We start from the raw sequence: 6,396 nt of genomic DNA, 5'->3' as shown, positions 1-6,396 counted from the left end.
GGGGCCGGCGTCGTGCGGGCGGTTCCTCCCGTTCCGTCAGCGAGGACGGAGGGGGTCGGCGGTCACGGGACCTGGACGGTCACGTCGGTCGTGATGCCCGCGTCCCAGGTGACGAGGCCCTTCCAGGTGCCCGAGGTCAGGCCCGACCAGGAGAGGGTCGCCTCGGTGGCCTTGCCCGAGGTCACGGGCACCGGGTTCGGGGAGACGGTCAGGTTGCCCGCGTCCTCGCGCAGCTTCAGCGTCTCGAGGGTGCCGGTGTCCTTGCCGCCGTTGGCCGCGTACAGGTGGCCGACCACGGTATAGGCGCCCGGGGTGGGGTTCACGATCGTCAGCGTCTCGGACTCGTCCGCGGTCGCCCGGGAGAGCTGCTTGCCCTCGGGGGTGATCACGTACAGGTCCCAGTCGGCGCCGGCGGCGCCCGCGTTGATCGAGGCCACCAGGGACTTGGTGCCCTCCTCCACGGTCACCGTGGACACGGCCAGTGCGCTGGACTCGAGCGAGTTGCTCGCGATGGCGGCGGCCACGGTGGAGTCCACCTTGCCCAGGCCCAGGACCTGCGGGGTCAGCTCACCGGTCACGCCGGGGGTGATCTCCACGTCGGCGGAGCCGGTGGCGCCGGAGCCCTCGCCGGCGGAGGTGACGGTCGCGGACTTCGCCTTGACGGTGACCGGGGAGGTCACCTCCGGGACGGCCTTGCCCTTGGCGGTGGTCCAGGACATGGAGCCGTGGGTCCAGGTGTTCACCGCGGCGTCGGTGCGGGTGACGGTCAGCTCGACGTCGGCGGACTGGCCGGCCTTCAGGTCCAGCACGGCCGGGGAGGCGGTCACCTCGAAGCCGGGCACGTTCGCAGAGAACCGCCAGCGGCCGTTCTCCAGGGCGGTCACGGTGCGGGTCACGGTGGCCGAGCCGACGACGTCGGGGATCGCCAGGGACGGGACGTTCACGTCACGGCCGGCGATGTCGCCGCGCAGCAGCGCGTCCCACTGCTCCTTGCCGGAGTCGTAGACCAGGCCCGGACGGGCGGCGGCGGCCGGATCGGCGGAGCCGGCACCCGTGGCGAAGTTGTCCGTGTTCACGGTGCCGTCGGCGTTGTACACGTCGCCGGCGGTGGTCATGAGGGCGGACTTCACGGCCATCGGGGACCAGGCCGGGTACTTGCCGATCAGCAGCGTGGCCATGCCGGCCAGGTTCGGCGAGGCCATGGACGTGCCGGACATCAGGCCGAACGTGTTGCCGTGGTAGTCGGGGTCCAGCGGGGAGACGCCGGCGATCACGTTCACACCGGGGGCGGCGAGGTCGGGCTTCAGGAGCTCCTGGTTCACGGCGTTGGCCGGGCCGCGGGAGGAGAAGCCGGCGATCTGGGGCAGCGGGTCCTCCGGCAGGCCGGTGGTGTCGCCCGGGACGATCGTGGCGGTGAGGTCGGAGGACTTCACCTTCTCGATCACGCCGTTGTCGTTCATGTGCACGGTCGGCACCGCGTGGATGTCCGCGTCCAGCGAGCCGGACGGGGTGTTCACGAGGATCATGCCGACGCCGCCGGCCTCCTCCACCACCTGCGACTTCTCGGTGCGGGCGTTCCCGCCGCGCTCGCAGAGCACGATCTTGCCGGCGGCCTCCTCGGTGAGCCCGCCGGGCAGGCAGAGACGCGCGGCCTCAGCGTCGCCGGCGGCGACCTCGGACGCGTGGATGACCTCGGCCGGGCCCACGCCGGTGCGGGCCGAGGAGGCGCCCCGGAGCTGCGTGCCGTCGGAGAACTGCACGGTGGCGGTGAGCTCGTTGGAGAACGTCTCCGCGGCCACGGTGGTCAGCCACGGGGAGCCGTGGTTCACGGTGTTCGGGCCGGGGCCGGAGTTGCCGCCGGAGGCGGCCACGAAGATGCCGGCCTCGGCGGCGGACTTGAAGGCCATGGCCACCGGGTCCACGATCGAGGTGTTGGAGCCGGAGATCGAGTAGTTCAGCACGTCCACGTTGTTCTCGATGGCCTGCTCGATGGCGGCCACGGAGGCGGAGGTGTAGCAGCCGCCGGTGTTCGGGTCGGTGTCCTCCCAGCAGATCTTGTAGGAGATCAGGTGGGCGGCCGGGGCCACGCCCGCGCCCTCGCCGAAGGAGTCGCCGTCGATGGTCTGCTCCACCCCGGTGTTGCCGAGGATGGTGGTGGCCACGTGGGTGCCGTGGGAGAACACGCCCAGCGGGGAGATGCGCTCCTCCGGGGCCCGCTCGTCCACCGGGACGAAGCGCTCGAAGTCGTCGGAGAAGGCGTAGGCGCCGATCAGCTTGGAGTCGCACGACGACGCCGGGAAGTCCGGGCCGGTCTCGCACTCGGCCGTGGCGGTGGTGCCGTCCGCCTTGAGCACGGCGATCTGGCCGTCCGCGGTGCGGTACGGCACGCCGACCTTGGCCTTGCCCTTGAGCGGCTGGACGGGCTGACCGTCGATGAACGGGTTGTCCGGGTGGATGCCGGAGTCGATGACGCCGACCACCACGCCCTTGCCCGCGTTCTCGGCCTTGCCGTACACGGACTTCCAGGTGCCCTTCTTGCCGGGCAGGCCGAGGAATTCGGTGGAGCTGTAGTCCGGGGCCACCTGCTCGTCCGGTGCGACGCCGAGCACGGCCGGGTCCTTCGCGATCGCCTGGGCCTCCTCGGCGGTCAGCTCGGCGACGAACGCGTTCACGGCGCGCTGGAAGGAGATCTCGGCCTTGGCGCCGTGGGTCTTCGCGACCTTCGCCTGCTGGCGCTGGAGCTTGGCCTCGTAGTTCTTCACGCGCGGGTGCGAGGGGTCGAACTTCGCCTTCGGGGCGGCGCCCGGAACGGCGCCGGCCTCGGGGGCGGTCACCGACGGCTGGTCCTTCAGGACCACGAAGTAGCGGCCGTCCTCGAACTGCTGCTGGACCTGCACCTCGCCCTGCGGGCTGGAGACGGTGCTGCCGTCGGGCAGTTCGACGGCGGTGGCCGACACCGCGAGCGCGGGAGCGGCCACGAGGCTCGCGCCGGCGACGGCCGCGGCCAGGGCCCGACGGCGTCGGGCAGGGGTGGGGTTCTGAGGCATTGCCTCCGCCTTTCTCATCAAGGTCCGCCCAGCTCTCACCCGTGGCACGCCGGCGGGGATGGCGCCGGGGGACGGGGAGATCGACGCCCATGTGATGAGCGCCACAGCGAGACATGTGCAATCTACCGTCCGGTAGGGCGTTTGACCAGATCTTTGCCAGGCAACGTCCAGGACCGTCGAATAAGGACCGCCGGAGCACACTCCCCGCGTCGGCGTCGCGGAGCCGCTCGCTCATGAGGGGCGCCACGGGGGAGGATGGTGGGGTCATGCCCGAGCCACGCACCGCCCCCGCGCCCCCGCCTACCGCCGTCGTCACCCTGCCCGCCGACGTGTGGCGGGCCCACGCGCGGGCACACCGCGAGCGCATCGCCCGACGCACGGACCCGCTGGTGGCCCTGCGGATGCGCGGCCAGAAGCACCCGGTGCAGGACTTCCTCTTCGGCTACTACACGCACTCCCCCGCCGCACTGCAGCGCTGGCACCCCGGGCCGGGGGTCCTCCTCGCGGACGACGACGGCGCCGCGGCCCGCGCCGAGGCGGCCGAGCTGGGCACGACCCCCCGGGGCGAGTGGAAGCACTACCGGCGCGTCGAGGCCGGCGAGGTAGCAGGCGCCGTCGTCGACGGCCGCCCGGTGGGCGGCTGGCTGGTGGACGCGGCGGCGGTGCTGGCCGACCGCGCGTCGGGGGTGGCGTTCACGCGGGACCTGCTCGCGCGCACGGCGGAGCGGGCGCCACGCCTGGGCTGCTTCGGGCTGCACGAGTGGGCGATGGCGTACCGCTCGGACGTGCACGGGGTGCGGCACTCCCAGCTGCCGCTGCGGCTCGGGGCCGGGGGGACGGACGCGGTGGTGGAGGGCTCGCGGATCCGGTGCACGCACTTCGACGCGTTCCGGTTCTTCGCACCCGAGGCGCGCGACCGCAACGAGGGCGACGACGGCGTCCTGCCCACGCGCGCCGGGATGCGGGAGATGGAGCAGCCCGGCTGCCTGCACGCGGGGATGGACCTGTACAAGTGGGCGTACAAGCTGGTGCCGGTGGTCGACTCGGACCTGCTCGCGGACTGCTTCGACCTCGCGTGGGACATCCGCCGGCTGGACATGGAGGCCTCGCCGTACGACCTGACCGGAGTGGACGACCTCGCCGACGGGCGCGGCGGCTACGCGGCCGTGCGGATCGAGGAGCCGGCCGGGCGTGCCGAGTACGCGCGGCGACAGCGCGAGTTCGCCGCGCGGGGCCAGTCGCTGCGGGTGCGGCTGCTGGCGGTGCTGGACGCAGCCGCGGGGGCGGCCCCCGGGACCGGGCCGGACGCCGAGTGGACTTCCAGCGCACGTCCATGATTAGGATGGCCGCTCTACAGGCTGTGAGGCGCATCACTCGCGTCATCCGGTGACCGCCCCGGCCCTCTCCGCACCGAACGACTCGAGGACCTGACGTGACCAGAACCGTTCCAGCTCGCCGCCGCACCACGCTCGCCGCCGCCGTCGCGGCCGTCTCGCTCGCCGTCGCGGCCGCCGCCCCCGCGCTCTCCGCGCCCGGCAACGGCAACGGCAACGGGTCCGCATCGCAGGGTCAGGCCCGCTCCAACGACCTCTCCGCCACGCGGGGCAACAAGGTCAACGACGCCGCCGCGCTCGCGCCGCACCTCGTGGGCCAGACGCTGGACTGGGAGGCCTGCGACTTCGGCAGCGAGAGCCTCAACGCCCGGTTCAGCGCGATCCCCGGCACCGCGTGCGCCGACGTCACGGTGCCCCGCGACTGGAAGAACCCCGAGGACGGCCACACCATCACCCTGCGCGTGGCCAAGACCGAAACCTCGAAGGGCAACCCGGAGCGCCAGGGCATCGCGCTGGTCAACCCCGGCGGCCCGGGCGGCTCCGGCCTGCCCTGGGGGCCCGCCATGGCCGAGCGCGCCCCGGAGCTCGCCGAGCAGTACGACTTCATCGGCTTCGACCCCCGCGGCGTGGGCCAGTCCACCGCCCTGGAGTGCACCTACACGCCGAACCCCGAGCACGACGTGTGGCAGGACACGAAGGCCCAGGTCGACGCGTGCCTCGAGAACGAGCTCACCCCGTACATCACCACCGAGCAGACCGTGTACGACATGGACTTCATCCGCGCCGTCCTGGGCGAGGAGAAGACCTCCTACATCGGCTACTCGTACGGCACCTGGCTGGGCAGCTGGTACCAGCGCGTCTTCCCCCAGCACACGCACCGGTTCCTGCTGGACTCCGCCGTGGACATCTCCCGCGACGGGCTCCAGACCACCTGGGACCTGCAGCCGCGCTCCCGCGACCGCCAGTTCCAGGACGCGATGCTCCCCTACGTGGCCCGGCACGACGAGATCTTCGACCTCGGGGACGACCCGATGCAGATCCGGGAGCGCTGGGAGGACGTGGGCGGCACCCGCACCCAGCTCGGCATGATCGTCGCCGGCTCGTTCCTGCTGCCGGCCATGTACGACACGTCCCAGTACCTCGACGCCGGGTCCGTCATCGCCGCCTACATCCGCATCATGGAGTCCGAGGCCGCGGCCACGGACCCCGCGGGGCAGCGCACCCAGATCGAGCGCATCCTGGCCGAGGCCCGTGCGTCGCTGCCGGCCGAGGAGCGCGACTCCTTCGACCGCTTCGCCGCCCGCGGCCTGGAGACCGTGGGCGAGCGCGAGCAGCTCGTCGCCGCCACCCAGGCCGGTGACGCCGTCACCTTCGAGGGCGCGTTCTCGGCGATCCGCTGCCAGGACGGCCAGTGGAACACCTCGCAGGGATACTGGACCTCGTGGGTGGACGACCTCGGCCGCAAGGCCCCGTGGATCGGTGTGCTGATGGGCCCGTCGGAGTGCATGTACTGGCCCGCCCAGACCTCCATGCCCGCCCAGCCCGGTGGCAAGGGCGCCCCGAACACCGTGATCGTGCAGTCCGAGCTGGACGCGGCGACCCCGTACGAGGGCGGCCACCGCGCCGCCGGCGTGCTGCGCAACACGTCCCTGATCTCCGTGGACAACGAGGGCACCCACGGCCTGTTCCCGTACCGCACCGAGTGCGTGGACGCGCCCATCCGTGACTACTTCCTGACCGGCGCCCAGCCGGCCGAGAAGTCGCTGTGCGACGCCGTCCCGCTGCCGCTCGAGACCCAGCCGGTCCAGGTGGCCGGGACCCCGACGCACAAGGGCGACATCAAGATCTCGATGCGCACCGACGCCGTGCGCGAGGCCAACCGGATCACCCACGACGCGATCGAGCGTCAGCTGATCGACTCCCGCGCGGTGACCCCGGACGTCGAGGCCTTCCTGGAGGACTGACGGCCCGGGCACCCGGAACCCGGCTCGCCCCCGACGGCCCGGCGACTCCCC

At 72.6% G+C, this 6,396-nt stretch carries 3 protein-coding genes; 2 read left to right on the top strand and 1 reads right to left on the bottom strand.

Annotated elements, in window-relative coordinates; all coding sequences use genetic code 11:
* Positions 1-62 precede the first annotated feature (62 nt).
* Positions 63-3,047 (bottom strand): S8 family serine peptidase, encoded by a 2,985-nt coding sequence (locus SJ20_RS01485; RefSeq protein ID WP_044658689.1) that lies wholly within the window; start codon positions 3,045-3,047, stop codon positions 63-65.
* Positions 3,048-3,313: 266 nt separating this feature from the next.
* On the opposite strand from SJ20_RS01485, the gene SJ20_RS01480 reads away from it, so the two are divergent.
* Both SJ20_RS01480 and SJ20_RS01475 read left to right on the top strand, forming a co-directional pair.
* A complete protein-coding gene (locus SJ20_RS01480; RefSeq protein WP_036315423.1) occupies positions 3,314-4,384 on the top strand; it encodes a hypothetical protein in 1,071 nt (356 codons plus the stop codon).
* A 95-nt stretch (positions 4,385-4,479) separates the two neighbouring features.
* Positions 4,480-6,345, top strand: a complete 1,866-nt coding sequence (locus SJ20_RS01475; RefSeq protein ID WP_044658688.1) for an alpha/beta hydrolase — start codon at positions 4,480-4,482, stop codon at positions 6,343-6,345.
* The last annotated feature ends 51 nt before the right edge of the window (positions 6,346-6,396 follow it).

It is taken from the genome of Micrococcus sp. MS-ASIII-49 (assembly GCF_000946635.1).
GTDB classification, from domain to species: domain Bacteria; phylum Actinomycetota; class Actinomycetes; order Actinomycetales; family Micrococcaceae; genus Micrococcus; species Micrococcus luteus.
The sequence above is the reverse complement of the archived record's forward strand: the minus strand, read 5'-3'. Positions and strand labels throughout refer to the sequence as shown.